This window comes from Vreelandella titanicae, assembly GCF_014697095.1.
Classification (GTDB): domain Bacteria; phylum Pseudomonadota; class Gammaproteobacteria; order Pseudomonadales; family Halomonadaceae; genus Vreelandella; species Vreelandella titanicae.
On sequence record NZ_CP059082.1, the window covers coordinates 3,671,516 to 3,698,274 of the forward strand.

The 26,759-nt window shown below is 54.6% G+C and carries 26 protein-coding genes; 5 read left to right on the forward strand and 21 right to left on the reverse strand.

Annotation, left to right across the window (positions count from 1 at the left end; translation table 11 throughout):
* Nucleotides 1-14: 14 nt before the first annotated feature.
* The 8 genes from tolR to HZS52_RS17010 form a co-directional block, all read right to left on the reverse strand.
* Nucleotides 15-452, reverse strand: a complete 438-nt coding sequence (gene tolR / locus HZS52_RS16975; RefSeq protein WP_022523488.1) for a protein TolR — start codon at nucleotides 450-452, stop codon at nucleotides 15-17.
* An 11-nt stretch (nucleotides 453-463) separates the two neighbouring features.
* Entirely contained in the window at nucleotides 464-1,159 is a 696-nt protein-coding gene (gene tolQ / locus HZS52_RS16980) for a protein TolQ (RefSeq protein ID WP_007114222.1), read from the reverse strand.
* Between the two features lie 58 nt (nucleotides 1,160-1,217).
* Nucleotides 1,218-1,631, reverse strand: a complete 414-nt coding sequence (gene ybgC, locus HZS52_RS16985) for a tol-pal system-associated acyl-CoA thioesterase (RefSeq protein WP_190373209.1) — start codon at nucleotides 1,629-1,631, stop codon at nucleotides 1,218-1,220.
* Nucleotides 1,628-2,665 (reverse strand): Holliday junction branch migration DNA helicase RuvB, encoded by a 1,038-nt coding sequence (gene ruvB, locus HZS52_RS16990; protein ID WP_190373210.1) that lies wholly within the window; start codon nucleotides 2,663-2,665, stop codon nucleotides 1,628-1,630. Before ruvB ends, ybgC begins: the two co-directional genes overlap by 4 nt.
* Nucleotides 2,666-2,751: 86 nt before the next feature.
* Nucleotides 2,752-3,360, reverse strand: coding sequence for a Holliday junction branch migration protein RuvA (gene ruvA / locus HZS52_RS16995; protein WP_009286690.1), 609 nt, complete (start codon nucleotides 3,358-3,360; stop codon nucleotides 2,752-2,754).
* Nucleotides 3,361-3,465: 105 nt separating this feature from the next.
* A complete protein-coding gene (gene ruvC / locus HZS52_RS17000; RefSeq protein ID WP_027959417.1) occupies nucleotides 3,466-4,029 on the reverse strand; it encodes a crossover junction endodeoxyribonuclease RuvC in 564 nt (187 codons plus the stop codon).
* 79 nt (nucleotides 4,030-4,108) lie between these two features.
* The gene (gene aspS / locus HZS52_RS17005; RefSeq protein ID WP_022523491.1) at nucleotides 4,109-5,890 is read right to left on the reverse strand and encodes an aspartate--tRNA ligase; all 1,782 of its coding nucleotides are present in this window, start codon (nucleotides 5,888-5,890) and stop codon (nucleotides 4,109-4,111) included.
* A gap of 65 nt (nucleotides 5,891-5,955) precedes the next feature.
* Entirely contained in the window at nucleotides 5,956-6,255 is a 300-nt protein-coding gene (locus HZS52_RS17010) for an FmdB family zinc ribbon protein (RefSeq protein WP_133732523.1), read from the reverse strand.
* Nucleotides 6,256-6,537: 282 nt separating this feature from the next.
* Here HZS52_RS17010 and HZS52_RS17015 point away from each other — a divergent pair, with 282 nt between their 5' ends.
* Entirely contained in the window at nucleotides 6,538-7,479 is a 942-nt protein-coding gene (locus tag HZS52_RS17015; RefSeq protein ID WP_190373211.1) for a D-2-hydroxyacid dehydrogenase, read from the forward strand.
* A 35-nt stretch (nucleotides 7,480-7,514) separates the two neighbouring features.
* Here HZS52_RS17015 and HZS52_RS17020 read toward each other — a convergent pair whose 3' ends face one another.
* Nucleotides 7,515-7,790 (reverse strand): acylphosphatase, encoded by a 276-nt coding sequence (locus HZS52_RS17020; RefSeq protein ID WP_027959414.1) that lies wholly within the window; start codon nucleotides 7,788-7,790, stop codon nucleotides 7,515-7,517.
* Nucleotides 7,791-7,826: 36 nt separating this feature from the next.
* Nucleotides 7,827-8,726, reverse strand: a complete 900-nt coding sequence (locus tag HZS52_RS17025) for a YihY/virulence factor BrkB family protein (RefSeq protein ID WP_027959413.1) — start codon at nucleotides 8,724-8,726, stop codon at nucleotides 7,827-7,829.
* 143 nt (nucleotides 8,727-8,869) lie between these two features.
* On the opposite strand from HZS52_RS17025, the gene HZS52_RS17030 reads away from it, so the two are divergent.
* The gene (locus HZS52_RS17030; RefSeq protein ID WP_190373212.1) at nucleotides 8,870-9,964 is read left to right on the forward strand and encodes a bifunctional nicotinamide-nucleotide adenylyltransferase/Nudix hydroxylase; all 1,095 of its coding nucleotides are present in this window, start codon (nucleotides 8,870-8,872) and stop codon (nucleotides 9,962-9,964) included.
* A gap of 13 nt (nucleotides 9,965-9,977) precedes the next feature.
* On the opposite strand, the gene HZS52_RS17035 is transcribed toward HZS52_RS17030, so the two are convergent.
* The 7 genes from HZS52_RS17035 to HZS52_RS17065 form a co-directional block, all read right to left on the reverse strand.
* Nucleotides 9,978-10,895: a LysR substrate-binding domain-containing protein gene (locus HZS52_RS17035; protein ID WP_009286686.1), complete on the reverse strand. Its 918-nt coding sequence runs from the start codon at nucleotides 10,893-10,895 to the stop codon at nucleotides 9,978-9,980.
* A gap of 62 nt (nucleotides 10,896-10,957) precedes the next feature.
* Nucleotides 10,958-12,379, reverse strand: coding sequence for a cardiolipin synthase (gene cls / locus HZS52_RS17040; RefSeq protein WP_190373213.1), 1,422 nt, complete (start codon nucleotides 12,377-12,379; stop codon nucleotides 10,958-10,960).
* Between the two features lie 93 nt (nucleotides 12,380-12,472).
* Nucleotides 12,473-13,978, reverse strand: a complete 1,506-nt coding sequence (locus HZS52_RS17045) for a fumarate hydratase (RefSeq protein WP_190373214.1) — start codon at nucleotides 13,976-13,978, stop codon at nucleotides 12,473-12,475.
* A gap of 190 nt (nucleotides 13,979-14,168) precedes the next feature.
* Nucleotides 14,169-14,990: an endonuclease VIII gene (gene nei / locus HZS52_RS17050; protein ID WP_190373215.1), complete on the reverse strand. Its 822-nt coding sequence runs from the start codon at nucleotides 14,988-14,990 to the stop codon at nucleotides 14,169-14,171.
* A 4-nt stretch (nucleotides 14,991-14,994) separates the two neighbouring features.
* Nucleotides 14,995-17,019, reverse strand: coding sequence for an excinuclease ABC subunit UvrB (uvrB, locus tag HZS52_RS17055; RefSeq protein WP_138801033.1), 2,025 nt, complete (start codon nucleotides 17,017-17,019; stop codon nucleotides 14,995-14,997).
* A gap of 24 nt (nucleotides 17,020-17,043) precedes the next feature.
* Complete coding sequence (locus tag HZS52_RS17060) at nucleotides 17,044-17,451, reverse strand: OsmC family protein (protein ID WP_022523500.1); 408 nt, start codon at nucleotides 17,449-17,451, stop codon at nucleotides 17,044-17,046.
* On the reverse strand, nucleotides 17,451-17,648 hold the full coding sequence (locus tag HZS52_RS17065; protein WP_007114205.1) for a hypothetical protein: 198 nt from the start codon (nucleotides 17,646-17,648) through the stop codon (nucleotides 17,451-17,453). The genes HZS52_RS17060 and HZS52_RS17065 overlap by 1 nt, the downstream gene beginning before the upstream one ends.
* 176 nt (nucleotides 17,649-17,824) lie before the next feature.
* Between HZS52_RS17065 and ygfZ the strand changes: the two genes are divergently transcribed.
* Nucleotides 17,825-18,796, forward strand: a complete 972-nt coding sequence (gene ygfZ, locus HZS52_RS17070; RefSeq protein WP_138801032.1) for a CAF17-like 4Fe-4S cluster assembly/insertion protein YgfZ — start codon at nucleotides 17,825-17,827, stop codon at nucleotides 18,794-18,796.
* A gap of 36 nt (nucleotides 18,797-18,832) precedes the next feature.
* On the opposite strand, the gene HZS52_RS17075 is transcribed toward ygfZ, so the two are convergent.
* From HZS52_RS17075 to HZS52_RS17090, 4 genes are all read right to left on the reverse strand, one after another.
* The gene (locus HZS52_RS17075; RefSeq protein ID WP_190373216.1) at nucleotides 18,833-19,600 is read right to left on the reverse strand and encodes a TatD family hydrolase; all 768 of its coding nucleotides are present in this window, start codon (nucleotides 19,598-19,600) and stop codon (nucleotides 18,833-18,835) included.
* A 17-nt stretch (nucleotides 19,601-19,617) separates the two neighbouring features.
* The gene (locus HZS52_RS17080) at nucleotides 19,618-21,207 is read right to left on the reverse strand and encodes a peptide chain release factor 3 (RefSeq protein WP_138801030.1); all 1,590 of its coding nucleotides are present in this window, start codon (nucleotides 21,205-21,207) and stop codon (nucleotides 19,618-19,620) included.
* Nucleotides 21,208-21,445: 238 nt separating this feature from the next.
* Entirely contained in the window at nucleotides 21,446-21,655 is a 210-nt protein-coding gene (locus HZS52_RS17085) for a putative motility protein (RefSeq protein WP_022523503.1), read from the reverse strand.
* Nucleotides 21,656-21,795: 140 nt separating this feature from the next.
* Nucleotides 21,796-23,037 (reverse strand): NAD(P)/FAD-dependent oxidoreductase, encoded by a 1,242-nt coding sequence (locus HZS52_RS17090; protein WP_190373217.1) that lies wholly within the window; start codon nucleotides 23,035-23,037, stop codon nucleotides 21,796-21,798.
* Nucleotides 23,038-23,350: 313 nt separating this feature from the next.
* Here HZS52_RS17090 and HZS52_RS24660 point away from each other — a divergent pair, with 313 nt between their 5' ends.
* Nucleotides 23,351-23,941 carry an ammonium transporter gene (locus HZS52_RS24660; RefSeq protein WP_263364935.1) on the forward strand — a complete coding sequence of 197 codons (591 nt, stop codon included), beginning with the start codon at nucleotides 23,351-23,353 and terminating at the stop codon, nucleotides 23,939-23,941.
* Entirely contained in the window at nucleotides 23,907-26,732 is a 2,826-nt protein-coding gene (locus HZS52_RS24470; protein WP_263366058.1) for an EAL domain-containing protein, read from the forward strand. Before HZS52_RS24660 ends, HZS52_RS24470 begins: the two co-directional genes overlap by 35 nt.
* Nucleotides 26,733-26,759: the final 27 nt, after the last annotated feature.

The following is a 26,759-nucleotide window of genomic DNA, read 5'->3' on the forward strand; positions in this document are numbered from 1 at the left end:
GCTGCGCCTTGCCCTTACCCATCTTTTGACGGCTCAGATAGCAGCCCCACATTAGCCACGCCAGCGCCTTGCAGAGTGCTCATCAAGACGACAATCTGACCGTAGGCCACATTACGGTCGCCGCGTACCATTACCGGTGTGCCTGGGCGACGCTCTATAATCGTTGTCACTCGTGAGGACATCTCATCCAGCGACACCGACGTGGAGTCTTCCCCAAGCGTGATGAAGTACCCACCGTCGCTATCAACCGAGATAATGATCGGATCATTATCCTCCTGGATATCAATGGGCTGAGAGGTGACTTGCGGCAACTCAACTTGTACGCCCTGGGTCAACATGGGCGCGGTGATCATAAAGACCACCAGCAGTACCAGCATGATGTCAATGAAAGGGACGACGTTAATCTCCGCCATTGGCTTGCTTTTGCCGCTACGATTGAATGGTCCTTGCATGGCTCTCTCCCTTAGCTGGCGCTCGGTTTGCCGTCACGACCTTGCAAATTGCGGTGCAGGATAGCGTGAAACTCTTCGGCAAAGTCTTCATATTTGCCCAGCAGGCGAGAAGACGAGTTGGATAGTCGGTTATAGAAAATCACCGCTGGAATCGCCGCAAATAGACCCATGGCTGTGGCAATGAGCGCTTCAGCAATCCAGGGAGCCACCGTAGCAAGGGTCGCTTGCTGAGTCAGTGATAGTGCCTGAAACGACCCCATGATGCCCCATACAGTGCCGAACAAGCCGATATAGGGGCTAGCTGAGGCTACCGTGGCAAGAAACACTAAATGCTGGGTTAAGCGATCCTCTTCCCGAGACCACGCTACGCGCATGCTACGCTGAACGCCTTCCAGCACGGTATCCGGGTCACGGGTTTTAGGCATCAAACGGTTAAATTCACGAAAACCGGCTTGAAAAATATGCTCGGCGCCGTGGCGCGGGTCATCGGCGGGAATCTCACGATAGAGTTCGTTTAAGTCGACACCTGACCAAAAAGACTCCTCAAATTGGTTGTACTCTTTCTTGGCGCGGCCCAGCGCAATACTGCGCTGAAAAATCACTACCCAAGAGAGGATCGACCCCACCAGTAGCAGCAGCATTACCAGTTGCACTACAGTACTGGCATTCATTATCAAATGGGGAATGGACATGGTGTTATCGTTCACAGGTGCCCTCATCAATCTATTAGGGTCGGGATTGCCGACGCAGTGAGTGACCTCTTGGTTAAGAGGCCTGGGTCAAAACTTTAAGCGATGCTGGCCATGCTTTTGGCCGTAAACGTTCGGTGCTTAAGCAGGCTATCTCGACTGTGGCAGAGCATAGGAGTTCCTCATTACGCCAAACCTGCTGTTCAAATGTCATCCGACAGCGCCCAACATCGGTAACATGAGCACTAATTTCCAACGCGTCATCCAAGCAAGCCGGTTTCGCGTAGTGACAGGCCAAGCGGTATACCACTAGCTGAGTACCTTCGTCTAGCAGCGTTTGCTGATTCAGGCCCAACTGGCGGAGCCATTCACTGCGCGCACGCTCCATAAACTTCAAGTAGTTAACGTAGTAGACAATGCCGCCTGCGTCAGTATCTTCCATATAAACGCGCAGCGGCAGTCGGTAACCTTCTCTTGTGCAACTACTCACGGACGGCGTTCTCCTTCCATATCGGTTGCCTGTTCGTGGGGCACGCGCTCAAAGTGCAGCCACGCCTGGCGGGTGGCCACCCGACCGCGGGGAGTGCGCATCATCAAGCCCTGCTGAATAAGATAGGGCTCAATAACGTCTTCGATCGTGTCACGTTCTTCACTGATCGCCGCAGCGAGTGAGTCAATCCCCACCGGCCCACCGTCAAATTTATCGATCATGGCCAGCAGTAGCCGCCGATCCATATGATCCAAGCCGTGGTGATCCACATTAAGCATATTGAGAGCCGCATCAGCCATGGCGACATCGACGACGCCGTTGCCTTTCATTTCGGCGTAATCCCGCACACGGCGTAGCAGTCGGTTGGCAATTCGCGGCGTGCCCCTTGAACGCTTGGCCACTTCAATGGCGCCATCGTGGCTGGTTTCAACGCCTAACAAGCGCGCCGAACGCGAGACAATTTCTGTTAGCTCTTCCAGGTTATAAAACTCAAGCCGCTGGACGATACCAAATCGGTCACGCAGCGGGGAGGTCAATAATCCTGCCCGGGTAGTCGCGCCCACCAGGGTGAAGCGGGGAAGATCCAGTTTAATCGAACGTGCCGCAGGCCCTTCGCCAATCATAATATCAAGCTGAAAATCTTCCATGGCCGGGTAGAGCACTTCTTCGACCACCGGTGACAGGCGATGAATTTCATCGATAAAGAGTACGTCGCCAGGCTCTAAATTAGTCAGCATGGCGGCTAGATCGCCTGCCCGCTCGAGTACCGGCCCGGAAGTCGACTTCATACCGACGCCCATCTCGGTGGCAATAATATGCGCAAGGGTCGTTTTACCTAACCCTGGGGGGCCAAATACCAGAGTGTGATCCAGGCTCTCTTCACGCAGCCGTGCGGCGCCGATAAAGATTTCCAGTTGTTCACGCACACGCGGCTGGCCAATATAGTCATCCAGCCGCTTGGGGCGAATCGCGTAATCAATGCGCCCCTCCCCCTGTTCAGGCTCAGCGGCGATCAGCCGATCGTGCTCTAACATAGGTGCTCTTCTTTATGGCGATTCAAAAGGTCTATTCACAAAGGTCTATCCACTACTCACAATTTCGTACTCACACCGCTGCCTGCTTAGCCACCCATGCGCTGGGTGAGCGCGGCTTTAATCAGCGCTTCGGTAGACTGATTGGGGTCGATATCGGCGAGCATTTTCGACGCCTCAGTCAGTTTATACCCCAAGCTAACTAACGCGGCTTCCGCATCGGCAAGACTATCGCGGGTAGAAGCACGGCCATTGGTGGCTTCAAGGGGCAGTAGCGCGTCGCTGCCATCTTCCCACTCGGGAAAACGGTCGCGCATTTCAATAATCAGCCGCTCTGCGGTTTTCTTACCCACTCCTGGCAGGGTTGTCAGCGCTTTGCTGTCGTCATCACGGACGCAGCGCATAAAGGCGTCTTCGTCCATACCCGACAGGATGGCGAGTGCAAGCTTGGGCCCTACGCCATTGACCTTGATCAAGGCGCGGAACAGAGCACGTTCATGCTCACGGCCGAAGCCATAGAGTAAGTGGGCATCATCACGAATGGTTAAATGGGTGAATAATGAGACGCTCTCGTTAATTGCAGGAAGTGCGACCAGCGTATTCATTGAGGTTTCCAGTTCGTAACCTACGCCATGAACGTCGATCACAATCCAGGGAGGTTGCTTTGCCACTAGCTGACCACTCAGACGTCCAATCATAAATACGCTCGCACCGGAATGAAAAAAATAGAGTGAAAAACAGGTGATTACTATAAAGCGACTCTGTACAGGTGACCAGTAGTTCAGCCAGCGGTACAGCGGGAATTAAAGCCGCCAGCGTCCAGTTGAGCGACGGCGGCCCCGAGATGGCGCAGCGGGCAAGCCATGGCTGCTAAACACAGAGCCGTTATAAGCATGGGTTAACGCAATGGCTAACGCGTCGGCGGCATCGGCCTGGGGAGTAGCGGAGAGCTGCAGAATGGCGGTCACCATATGCTGCACCTGCTCTTTGTCCGCGCCGCCCTGGCCGGTCACCGCCTGCTTGATCTGCCGCGCGGCGTACTCGGCAAGGCTCAAGCCATGATTGGCCATACACACCATTGCCGCCCCCCGAGCCTGGCCAAGCTTCAGCGCTGAATCGGGATTTTTGGCCATAAATACCCGCTCAATGGCCACCTGGGAGGGTCGATGCAGGCCGACGACTTCGCTAAGACCGGCGTAAATTTGCGCCAAGCGCTGCTCCAAGGCCCCTTCTGCCGTGCGGATACAGCCACTCGCTACGTAGCAGGGTTTAACGCCAATAATGTCGATCACCCCGTAACCGGTTACCCGGGAGCCAGGGTCTATGCCCAAAATGCGAATGGGTACGACGGGCTTTTGCTCTTCCATGGCGTCGATACTCGTGTGACTAGAACATACAAAAACACCGACGCCGTGGCGTCGGTGTTGAGCAGCCATCCAAACCGATTTATTCGGCGGCGGGTTCCGCTTTGACTTTCTGACGTAGGCGGATGTTCAAATCTTTCAACTGCTCGGGGCTGACTTCGCCCGGTGCATTGGTCATCAAACAGGCAGCGCTTTGGGTTTTCGGGAAGGCGATGACTTCACGAATAGTTTTGGCACCGACCATCAGCATGACCAAGCGATCCAAGCCAAAGGCTAAGCCACCATGAGGCGGTGCACCATACTGAAGTGCATCCAGCAGGAAGCCAAATTTCTCTTGGGCTTCTTCTTCACCGATGCCTAGAATCTCAAACACCGTGCTCTGCATGGTCTGATCGTGGATACGAATAGAGCCGCCGCCCAATTCGGTACCGTTGAGCACCATATCGTAAGCGCGTGAAAGCGCATTGGCGGGGTCTGCCTTGAGCTCTTCCGGTGTGCAGGAAGGCGCGGTAAAGGGGTGGTGCAGCGGGCTCAGGCGACCACTGTCGTCGGCTTCAAACATTGGGAAGTCGACTACCCACAGTGGCGCCCACTCTTGAGTATAGAGCTCCAGATCAGCACCGAGCTTGACGCGCAGCGCGCCAATGGCTTCGTTAACGATACGGGCTTTATCGGCACCGAAGAAGATGATGTCACCATCTTCTGCACCCACGCGGTCGAGCAGCTCTTCAACGATGTTTTCCATAAACTTGACGATCGGCGACTGCAGACCCTCAAGCCCTTTAGCACGCTCGTTGACCTTGATCCACGCCAACCCTTTGGCACCGTAGATGCCGACAAACTTGGTGTACTCGTCGATCTCTTTACGCGACAACTTGGCACCGCCGGGCACTTTCAGCGCCGCGACGCGACCATCATCAGCGCTGGCAGGGCCAGAGAAGACCTTGAAGTCGACTTGCTGCATCAGGTCGTCCACATCGGTCAGTTCCAGCGGGATACGCAGATCCGGTTTATCGGAACCGAAGCGATCCATCGCTTCCTGCCAGGTCATGCGCGGGAACTCAGGGAGTTCGGCTTTTAGCACGTCCTGGAAAAGCTGACGAATCATGGCTTCGGTAATGCCCATGATGTCGTTCTCTTCCACAAACGACGCCTCGATATCAATCTGGGTGAACTCAGGCTGACGGTCAGCGCGCAGGTCTTCATCGCGGAAGCACTTGGCAATTTGGTAGTAGCGGTCAAAACCCGCCACCATCAACAGCTGCTTAAACAGTTGCGGCGACTGAGGCAGTGCAAAGAAACTACCCGCGTGGGTACGGCTAGGCACCAGGTAATCACGAGCACCCTCTGGCGTAGCGCGGGTGAGTACCGGCGTTTCGATATCCAGGAAGCCTTGGTTTTCGAGGTACGCGCGCACGTTATGCGAAATACGCGAGCGCAGACGCAGCTTCTCGATCATATCCGGGCGACGCAGATCGATATAGCGATGCTTTAAGCGCACTTCTTCGCCGACCTTGCCATGCTCATCCAGCTGGAATGGCGGGGTAACGGCGGTGTTGAGCACTTCAACGTCTTTTGCCAACACTTCAATCATACCCGTCGGCATGTTGGCGTTTTGGGTGCCTTCTGGGCGCAGCCGAACGCGACCAGTGATACGCAGGACAAATTCACTGCGGGCACGGTCGGCATTAGCGAATGCCTCGGCGGTATCAGGGTCGACCACGAACTGTGCGATGCCGTCGCGATCGCGCATATCGAGGAAAATTACCCCACCGTGGTCACGGCGGCGATGAACCCATCCGCATACCGTAACCGTTTGATCCACCAAAGTTTCGTTTAGCTGGCCGCAATAATGGCTGCGCATGTCAAATCCTGTTCTGTTACGTGGCAATGAGTGTGTCGCGGGCGTCCCGACCCTGACTGCCGCGGCTATGCCGCGGCGCCCTTGTCTTTGGGAGTGTCGCTCTTAGCGGTAGCGCTGGAATCGCTTGATTTACCGGCATCTGCAGAGGCAGTTTTGCCATCAGCGGCCAGGTTCTTTTTGCTACCCGTTTTGAAATCAGTTTCGTACCAACCGCCGCCGGCCAAACGGAATCCCGCTGCCGAGACAAGCCGTTCCAAGCCATCACTTTGGCATGCAGGGCAATCCTTGAGAGGATCGGCGCTAATCTTCTGCAATTTTTCCATGCGATGGCCGCAGGCCTTGCACTCATATTCATAGATGGGCATCTTAATGACTCCTAATAAGCTCAACCCTGACAAGCTTAGTTCTGACAGAACTGATTCTAACGACTCAGCTCTAAGGAAACAGCTCTGACAAATCCAGTTCTATCTAAAAGACTCGTTCTGAAAAGAAAGAACAATGGCGAACACAAACGCTGCCAGGCTGCAATATGTGGCCAGTCGGGGTAAATTCCAAGGCTGCGGTTGATAAAGCGCCGCCATTATACCCTTTTGTGCCCCCTGACGAGCAAGGTTATACAGCCCCCTGCGGTTAATGGAGAGAAGAAAATGCCCCATGCGGTGATACTGGATGCGCAAAGTCTCGGCCCCGAGATCAATTTGGCCGCCATTAAAGAGACGGTTTCAAACCTTGAGGTGTTTGAGCAGAGTACCACGCAACAAGCGCGGGAACGCCTTGCTAACGCCGATATAGCGATCGTGAACAAGGTCGTGCTGGACGCCGAAACGCTGCAGCAACTGCCAAAACTGCGGCTGATATGCGTATTGGCGACAGGCCTCAATAATATCGATCTTGAAAGTGCAAAAGAACACGACATTGACGTTAAAAACGTGGCGGCTTACGGCACCGCTAGCGTTTCCCAACACACTTTGATGCTCATGCTCGCGTTAGCCAATCGTCTTCCCCAATATCAGCGCGATGTTGCCGCAGGCGAGTGGCAGCGTAGCGCTTTCTTCTGCTTGCAGGATTACCCAACGCTCCAACTGGCAGGCAAACAGCTCGTCATGGTCGGGCAAGGCGAGCTAGGTACCGAAGTAGCACGCTTGGCGGAGGCCTTTGGCATGCAGGTCACCTTTGCCGCCCGCCCCGGCAACGAAGCTAATGATAAGCGGCCTGCCCTGGACGACCTGCTTCCCGATGCCGATGTTATCAGCCTGCACTGCCCGTTGAGCGAGGCCACCAAGCACTTGATCAACCGGGAGCGCTTAGCGCGCGCCAAGAACTCACTACTACTGGTCAACTGCGCCCGCGGCGGGGTTATCGATGAAGTGGCAGCGTTAGAGGCGTTGCGCAGCGGCAAGCTGGGTGGATTAGGCGTTGATGTGCTGCCCGCTGAACCACCCAGAGATGGGCACCCACTGCTGGATGCGCTCAGCGAGCCGCTAAACTTAATCGTCACGCCTCACAACGCCTGGATTACACCAGAAGCGCGCCAGAATATTGTTAGCCTGACAGCTAACAATATCCTTGAATGGAAAGGTGCCCAATAGAGACCTGCCGTCTCATTAGAGGCTCCCAATAGGCTTTACTGGGTGGCAAAGTGGCTCGGGGCGCGGCAGTTATCCAGCACCTCGAGCTCTACATGGGTAACTTGTGCACCTTCTGAGCCCTGCCATAGCCATTCGCTTAGCAGCTTGACTGCGTCGGAGTGACCACACATCAACACTTCAACCCGGCCATCGGGCAAGTTTTTGGCATAGCCGGTGATACTGTGCTGAAGAGCTTTCTCTTGGGTGGCACGGCGATACCAGACACCCTGCACCTTACCGGTCACAAGGGCACGTACACAGCAATCACTCATACTTATCTCCTTACCTTGGCGCTTCTTAACGGAGTGTTAAACAAACTCGCGTTTGACAATCACTGCGCTGTTGCGCGGAATCAGCGGGCGGCCACGGCGTAACAGCAGTGAGCGGGTGAACGCCGCCCCAAACAGCAATATTAGTGAACTGTAGTAGACCCAGAGCAAAATCATGACCACCGACCCGGCGGCACCATAGGTAGATGCTGTAGCCGTATACGCCAGGTAAATCGCGATTACACTGCGCCCAATAGTAAACAGTACGGCAGTGACGACAGCACCAATCAACACATCTTGCCAGCGCAACACAACGTCGGGAAGTACTTTAAAAATGGTGGCAAATAGTAAGGTAACGACAGCCAGCGAGACCAGCGACTCAACTGACGTTGTCAGCAAGCTGGCATAAGGCACCAAATTATCGGCGGCCTGGAGCATACCGCGCAAAACGACACCTAATACCAGCGATACCATCAGTATGAATCCGATGGAGAGCACCACTGTTAACGATAGCAATCGACTTTTAAGAAAGCGTAAAGCGCTATTAGAAGTGGGCTTTGCCGTTACGCCCCAAATGGTATTGAGCGAAAATTGCATCTGGGCGAAAACGGTTGTTGCACCAATCACCAGGGCTCCTACGCCCAATAGCGTTGGCAGGATACCCGACTCCTCAATCCTGGATTGAGCGACGGCGTCTTGAATAGCGACAGCTGCGTCAACCCCTAAGGTACCTTGCAGTTGCGCTACAATTTGTCCCTGAGCCGCCTCTTCTCCCATCACGACACCGATAACTGTGACAGCGATAATAATGGTAGGCGCCAATGAGAAAAGTGTATAGAACGCTAGCGAACCTGCGTAGCTAAAGGCATTACGCTCCAACCATAGTGACGTGGCGTCTTGGACTACTTTCCACCAAAAGATAGCGGCGCGTTTAATCATATTCACTCCCTGTGCTCTGGGTAACGGGGCTTTTTATAAGCGTTATCAACATCCTATTTTTCTAGCATACCTAACCACAGCGTTTAGCGCAGTTTTCTGGTAGGTTGCATCTCTGAGTTCACCAAACGAAAAAGGAAGCTTGGATGGCCACTGATACTTCGCGCTCTGCGACTGCCTGCGATTTCGACTGTTTGGTGTTTATTGGCCGTTTTCAGCCGCCACATCTGGGGCATCTCGCGGTCATTCGTGAAGCGCTCAAACGCGCACGGCAGGTCATTGTGTTGGTAGGCTCTTCTTGGCAGGCTCGCTCACTGCGTAACCCCTGGCGATTCGACGAACGACAAGCCATGCTTCGCGCGGGATTTGACGACGCCGATAATCAACGCTTGGAGATCACCCCGCTACTCGACGCCCTCTATAACGACGATGTTTGGGTGCGCGATGTGCAGCGCAAAGTGCGCGATTTAGCTGCACCTGCCAATGCTCGCCTACCACGTATTGGCTTGATCGGAGCCAGCCGCGGCCAGTCAAGCTACTACCTTTCACTGTTTCCTCAGTGGGAGTCTGTCAGCGTGCCGTCGGTGGAGGGGATTTCAGCCAGCCAAATACGTGAGCGACTGTTTCGCTCGACGAGCTCAACGAATGACTACCTGAGTACCGGCGCTTACCACGATTTACCGCCAGGGGTGGTGGAGAGCGTCAAACACTTTTGCAATGAGGGCGCCTATCAGCGCCTGATCGAAGAGCAGCAGTTGTTGGATCAGTACCGTCAGGCCTGGGCTCACGCGCCCTACCCGCCTATTTTTGTCACGGTCAACGCAGTGGTCGTGCAGTCAGGCCATGTGCTGCTGGTACGACGCACGGCGGCACCGGGCAAAGGCCTTTATGCCCTGCCGGGAGGGTTTATTAACCCCCATGAACGGCTGCTGGATGCTTGCTTGCGTGAACTTCGCGAACGCATTCGCTTAAAGATTCCTGAGCCTGTACTCAAAGGCTCGCTGCGTGGGCAACGCCTGTTTGATGAACCCCATCGCAGCTGGCGCGGGCGCACCTTGGCGGAAGCTTTCTATTTTGCGCTACGCCCCGATCAGCAGTTGCCACGCCTAAAGCCCGTTAAAGGCGGTGATCATGCGCGCTGGGTAGCACTTGCAGATCTCGAGCCCGACAGCCTGTTTGAAGATCACTTCTTCATCATTCAGAACTTTTTAGGGCTACCCGCAGATTTTGGCAGTAGCTAAACGTCAACAGGCCCTAGGCTTGTAGGAAATCCCGCGGCAGCTTCATCATCTGCCGCCATAAACGCTCTACGCCGGGCTTATGCACCATCGAGCAGCGATATAAGCGGATTTCCAGGGGGATATCCCAGCTAGGGTCGCCTGCCCTCACCAAACGGCCACTTTTCAGCTCTTCACGAATACAAAAGTCGGGGATCCATGCGACGCCAACGCCTTGTAATACCATTCCCTTCAGGCCTTCAGCCATGGCCGTTTCATATACCGTACGCAGCTTCATACGCAGCGGGTCATTTTTCAGCAGCATGCGCACACTGCGCCCTAAAAAGGCCCCCTGGGTGTACGAAAGATAGGGAATGGAGGTGTCGTGCTGGAGTGAAAACTTTGCTTTCCCATGCTCGTCTGGCAACGAAACGGGCAGCATATTAACCTTACCAATCGAAAAAGAGGGAAACACTTCAGCATCCAGCTGCATCGTCGCAAAGGGGTCGTAATAAGCGAGCATCAGATCGCAGTTGCCCTCCCGCAGCACATGAATCGCTTCGCCCACATTCATGGCGACCAAGCGGGTCGGCAACTCGCCCAAGCCCTGCTGCAGGCGGGAGATCCAAGGCGGATAAAAACTCAATGCCAGGGAGTGCGCCGCGACAATATCCAGCGCCTCATTGGCGATAGAGAGACCACGCAAATGGCTAAGCGATTCGTTTAACTGTTCGACCAGATTGCGCGCAGTAACCAAAAACAGCTGCCCTTCGGGCGTTAACCCCACGGGGGTAGTTGAACGATCTACCAAGGTGACATCAACGGCCTGCTCCAACGCGCGAATACGGCGACTAAAGGCCGGCTGGGTCACGTGTCGCTGGCGTGCTGACGCAGAGAAGCTGCGCGTATTGGCTAGCGCTACAAAATCTTCCAGCCATTTTGTTTCAAGATTCACCCCATGACTCCTTGTCTCACCCTGCGTTTGAGCATCTCGATTTTCCTTTTAGGCTGACGTATCTATTGAACCGGGGCCATTAAATAGGCCGCCCGCGAAACGACTTTCATCCATACCGGGCGCTGGTTAATTTCATCGATGGTGATACGCCGACAGTGAGCAAAGTCTTTTTCCAGCATCGCCTCGACGCTGGTAGCAAAATCGCGGCTAGGAATAAACGCGGTAATCTCAAAATTTAACCGAAACGAGCGATTATCCAAATTGACTGTCCCTACAGTGGCTGCTTCGTCGTCTACCAGCATGACTTTTTGATGTAAAAAACCAGGAAGATAACGGTATATTTTAACACCCGCCCTTAACATATCGGGTAGAAATGAGAACGCAGAGAGGAAAACCAACAAGTGGTCGGGGCGTTCCGGAATCATCACCCGAACGTCGACGCCGCGCATCGCTGCAAGCCGGAGCGCATCCTGAACTCCCTGGTCAGGGACGAAATAGGGGCTGGTCACCCACAGGCGCTGCTTGGCACTATGAATGACCTGCTGGACGAGCAGGCTGGCGGTGTCCTGACGGTCGGCGGGCCCAGAAGGCACGATCACCACATGGTGGTCGGTCACTGAGGAACACGTATCGGCCATCCAGTTCAGGCTAATCACTTCATCCGTCGCCCAGTGCCAATCCTCCCAAAATGCCTCCTGCAAGCCCAGTACGCTGGGTCCTGCAAGCTTGAGATGAGTATCCCGCCAAGGCCCGTGCCGTGGATTTTCGCCGAGATATTCGACGCCGACATTAAAGCCCCCTATCCAGCCCTCCTTGCCGTCTATTACCGTTACTTTACGATGGTTGCGGAAGTTAAGCTGAAAACGGTGTTTAAAGCCTCGCGATGAGCGAAAGGCACTGACGGCCACCCCATCGCTGATTAAATCATTGAGGTAGCTATCGGCTAACTTGCGGCTACCCACTTCATCATAAAGAAAATAGACCCGCACGCCGCGCCGGGCAGCACGCTGTAAATGGTGCTTCAAACGTTGCCCGAGAGCGTCGTCGCGAACAATGAAGAACTGCACCAAGGCATACTGTTCCGCACGGTCAATACCATCGAACAGGCTTTCAAACGTTGCTGGCCCGTCAATGAGCAGTGTCGCTTGATTGCCATGGGTTAACGGCATCATGGCAAGCTGCTCGACCGCCTGAATATCGGCGTTGGTAGAGGGCGCAACGTAAGGTTGAACGTTAGCCCGGTAGTGTACTAGCACCCGGCGTAGCACGGTGTCCCGCTGGCCGCGGGCAGACACATAGCCATAAAACCTCGGACGCCCGAAAAACCAGTACGCTGGAAGCGCGACATAAGGGAACGTCAGTAGCGAGATGATCCATGCCACGGCCCCCTGAGAGGTGCGACTAGACATCAGCGCCATAATGGCTGAAACGATACCAAGCAGATGTATCAGTAAGATGCTGGTCCCTAGCAACCAGGAGGTCATAGCCACGTCCTTATAAAGCCCTTACAAAGAACAAGGCCTCGCCGTCAGCGAGGCCCCTTATGCGTCTAAAGCCTAATCAACCTTACCACTCCATTACGCCGATTGGGCAATAATCTCTTTCCACTTCGCAGGCCCGGTTTGATGTACCGATGTGCCTAGGCTATCAACGGCTACGGTCACCGGCATATCTTCAACCTCAAATTCGTAGATTGCCTCCATGCCTAAGTCTTCGAAGCCCACTACCCGCGATTTCTTAATCGCTTGAGCGACCAGATAAGCCGACCCACCGACCGCCATTAAGTACACTGCTTCATTGTCACGGATAGCATCAATGGCGGCTTGGCCACGCTCTGCTTTGCCGACCATACCTAACAGGCCAGTCTCTTCCAGCATGGTGCGGGTGAATTTATCCATCCGTGTGGCGGTGGTTGGACCTGCGGGGCCAACGACTTCGTCACCAATGGGGTCAACCGGGCCCACGTAGTAGATAAAGCGACCTTTCATATCCACCGGCAGTGGCTCGCCTTTGGCCAGCATATCGACCATGCGCTTATGAGCAGCATCGCGGCCAGTGAGCAGCTTACCGTTCAATAGTAGCGTATCACCAGGCTGCCAGGTTTTAACCTCTTCAGGTGTCACCGTATCAAGGTTGACACGTTTGACGTTTTCACCCGCCTCGCGAGTGATTTCCGGCCAATCCTCAAGCTTCGGCGCTTCAAGTACCGCGGGGCCAGAACCGTCCAGGGTAAAGTGGGCATGACGGGTCGCCGCGCAGTTGGGAATAATTGCTACGGGCTTGTTGGCCGCATGGGTTGGATAGTCTTTGACTTTAATATCCAGCACGGTGGTTAAGCCGCCTAATCCCTGGGCACCGATACCGCTCTTATTGACCTTGTCAAACAGCTCTAAACGCAGCTCTTCGGCACGGTTGCTGGGGCCACGGGCCTGTAGATCCTGAATATTGATAGGATCGAGTAGCGCTTCTTTGGCAATCAGCATGGCCTTTTCGGCGGTGCCGCCGATGCCAATCCCCAGCATCCCGGGTGGACACCAGCCAGCGCCCATCTTCGGAAGCTGCTCCATCACCCAATCAACCACACTGTCGGAGGGATTCAGCATGGCGAACTTGGATTTTGCTTCGCTACCACCGCCCTTCGCCGCTACGTGAATATCGACCGTATCGCCGGGCACAATCGAGTGGTGAATAATCGCCGGGGTGTTGTCTTTGGTATTGGCACGCTTGCCGTCGGGATCCGCCAGCACCGAGGCGCGCAGGATATTATCGGGGAGCAAATAAGCGCGACGAACACCTTCGTTAATCATGTCGTCCAGGCTCATGTCCGCTTCCCAGGTAACGTTCATGCCCACGTGAACGAATACGGTGACGATGCCAGTGTCCTGACAGATTGGACGGTGCCCGGTGGCGCACATGCGTGAGTTAATCAAAATCTGTGCGATGGCGTCTTTGGCGGCAGGGTTCTCTTCGCGCTCATAGGCGGCGGCCATGGCGTCGATGAAATCTTTAGGATGGTAGTAAGAGATGTACTGCAGAGCATCGGCAACGCTTTGAATAACGTCGTCCTGGCGAATCACGGTCATGGACTAATAGCTCCTAGGTTATCGTCTAGTCAGCGGCTTCCCCTCCGCGCCCGCGGAGGTGCCGTCTTAGCGTGCTACCAGTATACCGTATTGGCACTTACGCAGCAGCAATCCCTGGCACCTATCTGACTACTATGGTTAGGGCTTTAGTCGATGGTATCTCTTAAGCAAGATAACGGTATAACCCTACTCACGCCGACTGACAATATGGGCATAAATAGAGCCTTCGCGACCCAACCATTGTACGCTCAATCACCGTTCCACAGCGGTGGCATTCAAGCCCTGCCCGCTCGAAAACCGCAAAACGCCACTGCCTGCGCGGCTCACCCGCTGCTTTGGCCTGAACAATCCAGGCCTCACGATTAGTAACGCCTGCGGCTTGGTATGCTTGCCGGGTAACATCAATGATGCAGTCAGCCAGAGTTTGCTGCTGTTCTGGGGTTAAATCCACCGGTCGAGCGCTTGGCGGAAGCTGGGAGAAAAAAAGGATTTCAGAGCGCAAATAGTTGCCCATCCCGGCGACCAACCCCTGATCGAGCAGCAGTGCCCCCAGGCTGCGTTTATGAAACTGCTTTAAATTCAGCCGCTGCTGCACATCGGAGGGAGCCACGTCTTGACTCAACAAATCAGGGCCCAGGCGGGCTAAGAAAGGATGCTCGGTGAGAGTTTCTGCGTGCCAGAGGGAAATATCGGAGGCGCTATAGAGGCTGGCGCAGTGCCCTTCTGCGCTCAATCGAACCCGCAGCGCTCGCTTGGTATTAGGCGGCTTATCCTCGCTATGCAGCTTCCAAACACCATAAAGTTGGTTGTGGGAATAAAGCACGCGCTGATCGGCAAACCGGACCAGCATTGCTTTACCCCAGGTATCTACTCGGGCAACCCGAACACCAATAAATGAGGCTGCCTGCTCGGCAAGTTCTGGAAAAGCGAACCAGGCATCGTCGATCACCCGTCCACCTATCTGCTGCTCAATACGATCCGCCGCGCGGCGAATTTCTGGGCCTTCTGGCATACCGCTAGCCCAGCGCCAGCTGTTTGTCTTTCATTTGATGGAGCTGGTCGCGAAGCCGGGCCGCCTCTTCGAACTCCAGATTTTGTGCTGCCTCAAACATGGCGTCTTCGAGCTTACTGATAGCGCCCAGCAGATCTTGCTTGCTCATCGTGGTGACATCATACTCGGCGGCGCTTTCCGCCACCTTGCGCTCATTGCCACGGCGGCGACTGCTCTTTTTGCCTGGTGCCTGGGCGGCTTCAAGGATATCGGCCACTGAGCGGGTAACCGTTGTTGGCGTAATACCGTGTTCTTCATTATGAGCAGTCTGCTTGGCGCGACGACGCTCGGTTTCATCAATCGCCTTGCGCATCGAGTCAGTAATCCGATCACCGTAAAGAATCGCCTTGCCGTGGGCGTTACGGGCAGCACGGCCAATAGTCTGTATCAGCGAGCGCTCGGCACGCAGAAAGCCCTCTTTATCGGCGTCGAGAATTGCCACCAACGATACTTCGGGAATATCCAGGCCTTCACGTAGCAGGTTGATGCCCACTAACACATCAAACTTGCCCAGGCGTAAGTCACGAATAATCTCAACCCGCTCGACGGTGTCGATATCCGAATGTAAATAGCGCACTCGAATGCCGTGCTCGTCAAAATACTCGGTCAGGTCTTCCGCCATACGCTTGGTTAGCGTGGTCACCAGCACCCGCTCACCTACTGCAGTGCGCAGTCCAATTTCCGATAGCAGATCGTCTACTTGGGTACTGGCCGGACGCACTTCAATTTCAGGATCCAGCAGCCCGGTGGGACGCACCACCTGCTCAACGGTCTGGCTAGCGTGTTCGCCCTCATAGCGGCCTGGAGTGGCGGAAACAAAGATGGTTTGTGGTGAAATGGCCTCCCACTCTTCAAACTTCATGGGCCGGTTATCCAACGCCGAAGGCAACCGGAAACCATACTCGACTAGGGTCTCTTTACGCGAACGGTCGCCTTTGTACATACCACCTACCTGGGGCACGCTGACGTGGGACTCGTCGATAAATAGCAGTGCGTCATCGGGCAGGTAATCAAAGAAAGTAGGCGGTGGCTCGCCGGGGGCACGCCCAGAGAGGTAGCGGGAGTAGTTTTCGATACCGTTGCAGTAACCCAGCTCCAGCATCATCTCAATATCGTAAAGTGTGCGCTGCTCAAGACGCTGTGCTTCTACCAGCCGTTCATGCTTACGCATCCACTCCAGTCGCTCTTTGAGCTCCTCTTTAATGGCATCAATGGCGCCCAGAATCGTTTCCCGGGGGGTGACGTAGTGCGATTTTGGATAGATAGTCATCCTTGGCACCTCCCCGCGGACAGCGCCAGTGAGCGGATCAAACAGTCGGATAGTGTCGATTTCGCTGTCAAACAGCTCTACCCGCACCGCCTCCTCGTCAGAGTCGGCAGGAAAGATATCGATCACATCGCCGCGCACCCGGTAAGTACCGCGGCGGAAATCCATATCATTACGAGTGTACTGAAGCTCTGCCAAGCGCCGCAGGAAAGCGCGCTGGTCAATCAACTCGCCGCGAGTGAAGTGCAGACGCATCTTTAAGTATTGGTCGGGGTCACCCAAGCCGTAAATCGCTGACACTGATACCACAATCAGCGCATCGCGCCTTTCTAGCAGTGCCTTGGTGGCCGAAAGCCGCATCTGCTCGATATGGTCGTTTATCGAGGCATCTTTCTCGATAAAGGTATCCGAGGAAGGCACATAGGCTTCCGGCTGGTAGTAGTCGTAGTAGGAGACGAAATACTCTACGGCGTTATCCGGGAAAAACGCCTTGAATTCGCCATACAACTGGGCAGCCAGGGTCTTGTTCGGCGCCATCACGATGGTCGGGCGCTGCTGTTGTTCCACCACATTGGCCATGGTGAAGGTTTTGCCCGACCCGGTCACGCCAAGCAGCGTTTGGTGAGCAAGCCCAGATTCCAGGCCACTAATCAGCCCTTTAATAGCAGCAGGCTGGTCGCCAGCGGGCTGAAATTTTGACTGCAATCGAAAGGCTTTGCTCATCGGTGCTCCTATAAAAGATATAATTTAAACTAACCGGGTGGCGATCTCGACCGTAGACTGGGTCATCAGGCGTTGAATCGGGCAGCGGTGGCTAATATCTTCCAGCCGGGCGCGCTGTTCGGGGTCTTCAATACCGTGCAGTGTTAATGCCACGTCTAGCTTGTAGATGCCCTTTTTTTCCTGACTATCGTCCCGCTGCACGGTGACGGTAATACCCTCAAGCGGCCACTCTTTACGCTTGGCGTACATCTGCACGGTAACCGCCTTGCAGGTACCCAGAGCAATATCGAAATAGTCGTGGGGATCAGGGGCACTGCCCTCGCCACCTACTATCGGTGGCACATCGGCATATAGATCTTCCAAGCCATTGACTTCAACTCGCTGCCTAAAGACATGGTTGCGTTCACTGATCACGGTAATGGGAGGGTGCATTAGGATACCTTTACGCCTAGCTTGAGTTTTTCAATGGCATTAATCAGCGTCTCGCGTTTTGCCCGACCGTCCACATCGGCACCATGGCGCCCCACTTCGGCACTATCAACGCCATCAAGCATCATGAGCGCCGTGGTGATTTTGTTCACCTGATCGACCGATTTAACACCCTGGAATGTCAACGACTGCTGTGCCATAGCGTTTCCCTACCTGTTGCCCTGTGCAAAACTGATACAAGAGAAAGAGTCTAGCACGCTAATGGTGCCTTGCAATCAGTGACGACTGCCCACACCTAATAGCATTCAAGGCACTTTTACTTTTACGTACTGAATGCATCACTATCGAACGCTTTCCCACTTTTGCAGGAGTTTTTATGGCGACCGTTACCGCTAGCACCCCCGCCCTTGGCAGCGTCCGCCTTAACCACTTAGCCGCGCTGGATGTGAAGGGGGCGGATGCAGAAAAGTTCCTACAGGGCCAGACCAGCGCCCAAGTCAGCTTGGCCGACGGGCACTTTGCGCCGCTCACCTGTTTCTGCACGCCTAAGGGCCGCATGCTGGCCAACGCCCAGCTAATGCGCTTGGGCGAAGAGCATTATCGGCTACTGCTCAGTAATACCCTATTGGATAGCCTAGAGAGTCATCTTAAAAAATTCGCCGCTTTTTACCGTGCTGAACTAACCAGCCAACGCGACCTAGTATTCATTGGTGCCAGCGATGAGGCCCAATCGCTTGCGAATCAGCTGGGCCTGACGCTAGCTGATCAAGTAGGCACCCATACCAGCAACGATCAGGCCTGCGCAATCCGCTACCCTGGTGAGACACCGCGCTGGCTATTGTGTTTCGCAAACGACAGCAAGGTCGATTTAGCGTCGGCTCAGGATGACCAAGCGGGCCGTAACGCTTGGCAGCTTGAGGATATTCGTAGCGGTTTGGCGTGGCTAACCGATACCCAACAGGATCACTTCCTGCCCCAAATGCTGAACTGGGAAGCGCTGGGCGGCATTAGCTTTAAAAAAGGCTGTTACACCGGCCAGGAAGTCGTCGCCCGAGCACACTTCCGTGGTCAGGTGAAAAAGCGCTTGATGCGTATTAGCTTAGAAGCCGACTCACTGCCCGCAGCAGGTGCTAGCGTGGTTAATAGTGACGATAAAGCGGTAGGTGAAGTGGTGGTCAGTGCGTTTAATCATCAAGGCGGCGTCGAATTACTGGCAGTCATGAGCACCAAAGTCGCCGAAGAAACTATGCAACTTTATTTAGATGGGGTGCCAGCTACCCTTCTCCCATTGCCCTATGCAATTGAGCGCGTTGACCCGGAACAGCTAGCGGTTAGCCTTAACGGCTAGGCTTTCTCTAGGGCTAGGCGTTTCTTGCTAGGTTATTTAGGTTGAAGGCAAGCCAAACAGCGTCGCGGCGGTATTACTGCTCTGAGCTGCGACCTGCTCCTCTGTTTGCCCGCGCAGTGCGGCAACAACGCTGCATACCTCAGCCACTCGACATGGCTCATTACGCATGCCCTGATAGCCGCTAAGCGGCATATCGGGGCTGTCGGTTTCCAGCACAAAGGCACCATCAGGTAGCGCCGCAACGGTTCGACGTAAGCGCTTGGCGCGCTCGTAGGTGACTACGCCACCCAATCCCAGCTTGAAACCCAAGTCGAGAAACTTGTTAGCTTGCTCAATGGAACCTGAGAAGGCGTGAATCAACCCCGCTTTGGGAAGCGCAAGCTGGCGAAGGCGCTTCGCGACCTTGTCATTGGCGTGGACGCAGTGAATCACCACTGGGAGTGCATGCTGTTTGGCCAATCTTAGCTGGACATCAAAGTAGTACCACTGAGCTTCAAGGGTATCGGTAAAACGACCATCAATACCGCACTCACCCACGGCAACCACTTCAGGATGCTCGCCAAGCAGAGAATCAAGCGCGTTAATATCCTCGGTTTGATGCTCATCGACAAAGTAAGGGTGTAACCCCAGGCATACCGCGGTATCCGATCGTGCGCCAAGCGCCAGCACCTGCTGCCAGCGGGTACGGGTAGTGCCCGGCACCACCAAGTGCGCCACACCCACTGCCTTGGCACTCTCAAACACCTCCGCTCGATCCTTATCAAACTGGGTAAAATCGAGATGACAGTGGGCATCAACCAGCATGGGACTACCTATACATGTTAGTGCTCACGGGTCGGCTGGAAGCGAATATCCGGCCAACGCTCCTGAGTCATCTGCAGGTTCACCCGGGTAGGCGCAATGTAGGTGAGATAACCACCACCATCGATCGCCAGGTTGGCACTGGCCTTGCGCTTGAACTCTTCCAGCTTTTTGGCATCTTCACAGTAGACCCAGCGAGCTGTCTGGACATTGACACCTTCATAGAGGCAGTCGACCTTGTACTCCTCCTTGAGACGGTGGGCGACCACATCGAACTGCAGGGTACCTACGGCGCCGAGAATCAGGTCGTTGTTGTCCATGGGCATAAAGACCTGGGTAGCGCCCTCTTCGGAGAGCTGCTGCAAGCCTTTTTGTAGCGCCTTCATTTTCAGCGGGTCTTTCAGCCGCACACGCTTAAAGAGTTCAGGCGCAAAGTGGGGTATGCCGGTAAAGCGCATATCTTCGCCCACGGTAAAGGTATCGCCGATCTGAATCGTGCCGTGATTATGCAGGCCAATAATATCGCCGGGCCAAGCCTCTTCTACCTGGGAGCGGTCGGAGGCCATAAAGGTCAAGGCGTCGGCAATCTTAACGTCCTTGCCGATACGCACATGGCGCATCTTCATGTTCTTTTCGTACTTACCCGAGCAGACGCGCAAAAAAGCGATGCGGTCGCGGTGATTGGGATCCATATTGGCCTGGATTTTAAACACGAAGCCGGTGAAGCGCTCATCATCAGATGTGACTACCCGCGTATCGGTTTCGTGGGCCTGGGGCGGCGGCGCGTACTCGACAAAACCGTCAAGCATTTCACGCACACCAAAGTTACCCATGGCGGTACCGAAATAGACCGGTGAAAGCTCACCCCTCCGGTAAGCATCCAGATCAAACTCATGGGAGGCACCGCGCACCAGCTCGACTTCCATGCGCAGCTCTTCGGCCTGCTCTTCTCCAAGCACAGCATCCACTTCGGGATTATCCAAACCCTCAATGCGCTTATCCTCGGGAATGCGGCTACCCTGCCCCTGGGTATAAAGATGAATCACGTCGTTATAAAGGTGATAAACGCCCTTAAAGTGGCGACCCATGCCAATCGGCCAGGTCATCGGCGCACACTGGATATTCAGTACCGTTTCAACTTCATCCATCACCTCAATGGGATCACGGATATCGCGATCCATTTTGTTGATGAAAGTGAGGATCGGCGTGGTGCGCAGACGACACACTTCCATCAATTTAATGGTGCGATCCTCAACACCTTTGGCGCCGTCGATCACCATCAAGGCAGAGTCAACCGCCGTAAGCGTACGGTAGGTATCTTCAGAGAAGTCTTCGTGACCCGGTGTATCCAGCAGATTGACGATGCGGCCGCCGTAGGGGAACTGCATCACCGAGGTCGTTACCGAGATCCCCCGCTCCTGCTCCATCTTCATCCAGTCTGACGTTGCATGGCGATCGTTACGCTTGCTCTTCACCGAGCCGGCTAACTGGATGGCATTCCCAAATAGCAGCATTTTTTCGGTAATGGTGGTTTTACCGGCGTCGGGGTGCGAAATAATAGCGAATGTCCTGCGAAGCTCGGCTTCACGGGCTAATTGAGTCTCTTTCATTGTGCCTCTTCAAATATAGGGTCTCATTCGCAGCACTCACTCAGCAGCTTTCGCTAACTGGCCACCGCGCGTTGAGCCATGTCCATTGCGACAATTGTAACGCTTGGAGGCGGCTTTTGTCGCGGGTGGCGTCAAATGTGACGCTCTTGAAAAAGGCCAAAAAAAACGCTGAACAAGTCAGCGTTTTAATCTTACAAAGTGGCACAAGGCCGATGTTAACCACCACCAAAGCCGGGGGCTAGGCGAAGGTATTTACCTGCGTACCTAGGGTGCCCTCTTTAGCTAAATCTGGTTGCGCGCCAGTATCGGCAGAGGCCATTATTTCAGTTACTTGATCAGCTTGCGTATCCAAAGCTTCTTTGAAAACCTGCATTTGAGCCTGTTCGGCGGTTTGCGCCTGATTCATATACAGCGATGCACTGACTGAACTGCTGATGCCTACATCCATATATCCACCTCATGGTGTGCAAATGTACTTATAAACTAGCAAAGCATTAGATCACGCGCAAAGATACCGTCTCTATTACTGGTGCTAGCGTCTATTACTATCGGCCTAACTCGCCTGATCATTAATAAATAAAGCGCTAGTTAGAACCTATCAGCACGAAATGGTGCCATATCGATGGCCGTGGGCTGCCCCTCCATCATATCCGCCATTAGATGACCAGTGGCGGGCCCCAGAGTGAACCCCTGATGGCCATGGCCAAAGGCAAGCCACAACCCTGGATGCCTTGGCGCAGGCCCAATCACTGGCTTCATATCGGGCAAACAGGGGCGCGCGCCTTTCCAAGGGGCGTCATCGCGTCGCTCGCCCAAGGGGAACACGCTGCGTGCCACTTTCTCGGCGGCGCCCAGTTGATTGACATCAGCAGGCGCATCCAAGCGATCCAGCTCAGCGCCGGTAGTCAAGCGAACCCCTGCGTTCATCGGCGCCAGCAGGTAGCCCACCTCGGCATCCATAACCCAGAAATTTAGCTTGGCTGGCGCTTGAGGCGCGTAGTGCATGTGGTAGCCACGTTTTACAAAGGTAGGAAAGTGGTAGCCCAATTCTTTTAGCCAGCTTCCCGCCCAGGGCCCTAGCGCCACGACGACGTCATCTACTTCTAACGCTTCAGCAGCGGTATTGACCTGCCAGCGATCACCCATTTGCTGAACCGACTTGATATCCGACTGCAAAATACGCCCGCCATCATTACTAAACGCTTGGGCGTAAGCCGCGACCAATCCACCTGGATCAGCAACCGTCCAGGGATCAAGCCAGTGAATTGCGCCGATAATGGTGTCACTCAAAGAGGGCTCTTTCTGCGCAAGAGCCGCCTTATCCAGTTGCTCAAACTGCACGCCATAAAGGCGCCGTGCTTCTTCGGCCTCGGTTATCCGCGCAGCAAGTTTTTCAGGCGTGCGATATAGCTCAAGCCACCCCTGCCTGCGCACCAAGTGATCAGCGCCTGCGGCTTCAATCATCGGGCCGTGGGTTTTTAGCGAAAGCTGAATCAGTGAGGCGTATTCCGGCACGATTTTCTGGTAAGTCTTCGGCGCTGAGTTCATCCAGTAGCGCAATAGCGGGGAGGCGGCGTTGACCATACCCGCGGGGCGGTAACGAATATCTACCCGACGGTTAGGTAAAACGCTGAGGAGCGTTTTAACGTCGCGGGGAAAAGGGTAAGGCCTTACCGCTTCCCGCTGAATGATACCCGCATTGCCAAACGAGGTTTCGCGGCCAGGCTGAAGGCGATCTACCAGGGTCACCTCATGCCCACGCTGGCGCAGATGCCAGGCAATGCTGACACCGACCATGCCTGCTCCCAAAACTACCGTTTGACGCGCCATCTTGATGCACTCCCTTTTCAGCGTTTATGAACCACAATTGAAGATCTATAACTAATTGAAAAATATCACCAATCAATGCGCATTAACACAGTAGAAAACGCTATTTTATTTCTAAAAATCAGTAATTAATGCTGCCATTAGCGTTAAAAAGGATGACTTCACTATTAGCGGCATAACAATTGCTTAGTTTCTATTAGGAAACCTGAATAGCAGTCAGTTAGCACCGGTGCAACGGTTCCCCCTCCTTCCGCTTAAAACAAACAAAGCACCAAAAAGAAGCGCACTTGCACCAAAAGATACTAAGGAAAACACCATGCCTACCACGCTAAATTTGGACAGCTCGTTGCTCGATATGCTCTGGGTGCTCTGGGCCGCTGCTCTGGTATTTGTGATGCAAGCTGGCTTTCTCTGCCTGGAAGCGGGCACTACGCGCACCAAGAATGCTATCAACGTCGCTATGAAAAACGTAGCGGACTTTGCCATTGCCGTCAGTATTTTTTGGTTAGTCGGTTTTGGTCTCATGTTTGGCGACTCTCACCACGGCTTAATCGGCACAACGCTGTTTGGTTGGCAATTAGAAGCCTCCAGCCACTGGGTGATTACCGTTTTTATTTTCCAAGCAATGTTCTGCGCCACCGCCGCTACCATTGTGTCGGGCGCAGTGGCAGAACGTATGCCCTTTTTAGCCTATACCTGGACGGCCCTCTGGATAGCCTTGGTTATCTATCCGGTTTTTGGGCATTGGGCATGGGGCGGGCTTTTGGATGGCGCGGAAGGCTGGTTAGGGGCGCTAGGGTTTGTCGACTTTGCGGGCTCCACGGTCGTACATAGCGTAGGCGGTTGGGGTCGCCCTGGCAGCGGTACTGTGTATTGGGCCACGCAGCGGACGCTTCAGCCACGGTAAACCACCTACTGCCTTCCCTTCAGGCAACTTACCCCTCGCCATGTTAGGCGCACTGTTTATGATCTTAGGCTGGTTTGGCTTTAACGGCGGTAGCACCCTGGCCGTTACCGAGCAAATACCCAGCATAATAGCCAATACTGTTTTGGGCGCCGTCGGCGGCATCCTTTCGGGCATGCTGATGGGGCTACGCACTCGGCGCTACGCCGACGTTATGTATGCGATTAATGGCGCCATTGCGGGCTTGGTCGCCGTCACCGCCAGCGCTCATGTGATCTCCTTATCGGCGGCATTTGGGCTGGGTGCGGTTAGTGGCGTACTGATGGTACTGACCAGCGAATGGCTGATAAGCAAACATATTGATGATGCAGTCAGCGCCATACCCTCGCACCTCGTCGCGGGCGTATGGGGTACGCTAGCACTGCCCTGGGTCGCTGACTTAACACTGATGGATAGTGGCTTGTCGCGATCCGCTCAGTTTGGCGTTCAGTTGATCGGTGTTGTGGTGTGCGGCGTTTGGAGCTTTGGCAGCGCCTGGCTACTGTTCCGCATTACCCGGCGCTTCCTGCCCATACGCGTCTCACCTGAAGCAGAAAAGATGGGCCTCAATCTCGCCGAGCATGGCGCCAAAAATGAGTTGAACCAACTGCTTGAGCATATGCGCCAGCATGAACAGCAGGGTGATATGCGCCAGCGAATTGACGCCGACCCGTTTACCGAAGTGGGCGAAATAGCGGCGAGCTATAATCGCGTAACCGCTGCCCTTGAAAGCGCCGTTGGACATACCCGCGTGATGCTTCGCAATCTCCGCGATGGCGTGATTACCTGGCAGGCAGACGGCACCCTGACCAGCCTTAACCCTGGAGCGGAGCAACTCTTCGAGGTCGACGCCAAACAGATTATTGGCCAACCTGTCTCGCAGCTATTGCCAACCCGCTCCCTCAGCCCCGGAGCACGCCATGAAATTAAACGCCGCTGCGCAGATATGCAGGTGCGCCACCTGGAAATACAAGTCAGCGAAGGAGCCAGCGGTTCCGCGTCAGAGCGCTCAGGGATGGTGCGCGATATTACCGAGCGCAAACAGCTGCAGGAGCAGTTAAACCGCGAACGCGACCTTGCCCGTACTACCCTGGCATCGATCGGTGATGGCGTTATTACCTGCGACGCTAGTGGCAACGTAACGTTTATCAATGCGGAAGCTAAGCGCTTGACCGGATGGACACTCGAAGAGGCCATGGATAAACCCATTTACGTGGTGTATCAACTACTCGATGAAGCCAGTGGCCAACCGCTAAACAACCCGGCCCGGCAAGTGCTCACTCAACTAACTCCGGTGCACTCCACCGAGCACTGCCTACTGGTCAGTCGTGATCACTCGCATACCCCCATCCAACACAGCGCTTCACCAATACGTTCGCGCAGCGGCATTACCTTAGGTGCAGTGGTCGTTTTTCAGGATGTTAGCCTCACTCGCCAGTTGACCGAACAGCTGAGCTATCAGGTCAGCCATGACAACCTGACCGACCTGCTCAACCGCCGCGCCTTCGAATCAGCACTGACTGCGCTACTTAATCGCGACGATGGCCACCATGTGCTGTGTTACCTGGATCTCGATCAGTTCAAAATCGTCAATGACACCTGCGGCCATCTCGCTGGAGATGAGCTGCTGCGCCAATTGGCGTTAAAATTTAAAGACCATGTGCGCAGCAGCGATATCGCCGCCCGCCTGGGTGGCGATGAATTCGCTTTGTTGCTACCCGATTGCGGTATAGAGCGAGCATTGACGATTGCGGAAGCGTTACGCTGCGATATTGAGCAGTATCGTTTTTCTTGGCAGGGCCATACCTTTGGTATCGGCGTAAGCATTGGTTTGGTTGAACTCAACGCCGCTCAGCCCATGCAGTTGAGCCAGGCTCTCCACGCCTCTGACGCTGCGTGCTACGCCGCGAAAGAGGCAGGCCGCAATCGCATCCACTGCTATCAGCCTGACGATCATGCATTACTGGAGAAACACGGCGAACTGCAGTGGGTACAACGCTTGCAAAATGGCTTGGATAACGACACCTTCCGTCTTTTCGCCCAACCCATTGCAGCCATTTGCGCCACTGGCCCTGGCTACCGGGAAATTCTGCTGCGACTTGAAGAGCATGGAGAGATCATCGCGCCAGGTAGCTTTCTACCCGCTGCCGAGCGTTATCACTTTATGGAGCGCATTGACCGCTGGGTGATTCGTAACACCCTAGCCTGGCTAGGGGATCAAAACCGCCATGCGACGCTGCCACCTCACAGCTTATGGGGGATCAATCTTTCAGGTGCGTCGCTTTCCGATGCGGATTTTTGTCACGACCTTATTACTCAGGTCGCCATGGCAGGCCTGCCCCACGGCACGCTCTGCTTTGAAATTACCGAAAGCACCGCCATTGCCCAACTCTCAAGCGTGAGTGAAATAATTGTCACCCTTAAAGAGTACGGCTGTCGCTTTGCACTGGATGACTTTGGTACCGGCCTCTCCTCTTTTAGTTATTTGAAGCAGTTGCCCGTCGATTATTTGAAAATTGACGGTAATTTTATCCGCAATGTGCATCAGGATCCGATTGATCGGGCGATGGTTGAGGCGATTCATGCCGTCGGCAAGGCGTTAGGAATTGAAACCATTGCTGAATTTGTGGAAACCCAGGCAACGCTGGATATTTTGCACCACATGGGAATCAACTACGCGCAGGGGTATTTGCTGGGCAGGCCTGAGCCGCTCACCCATATGGCGGGTAACCGCATTAAGGTGATGCCGCGCTAGCTACAATAAAGGGGGAGTCTAAAAGCC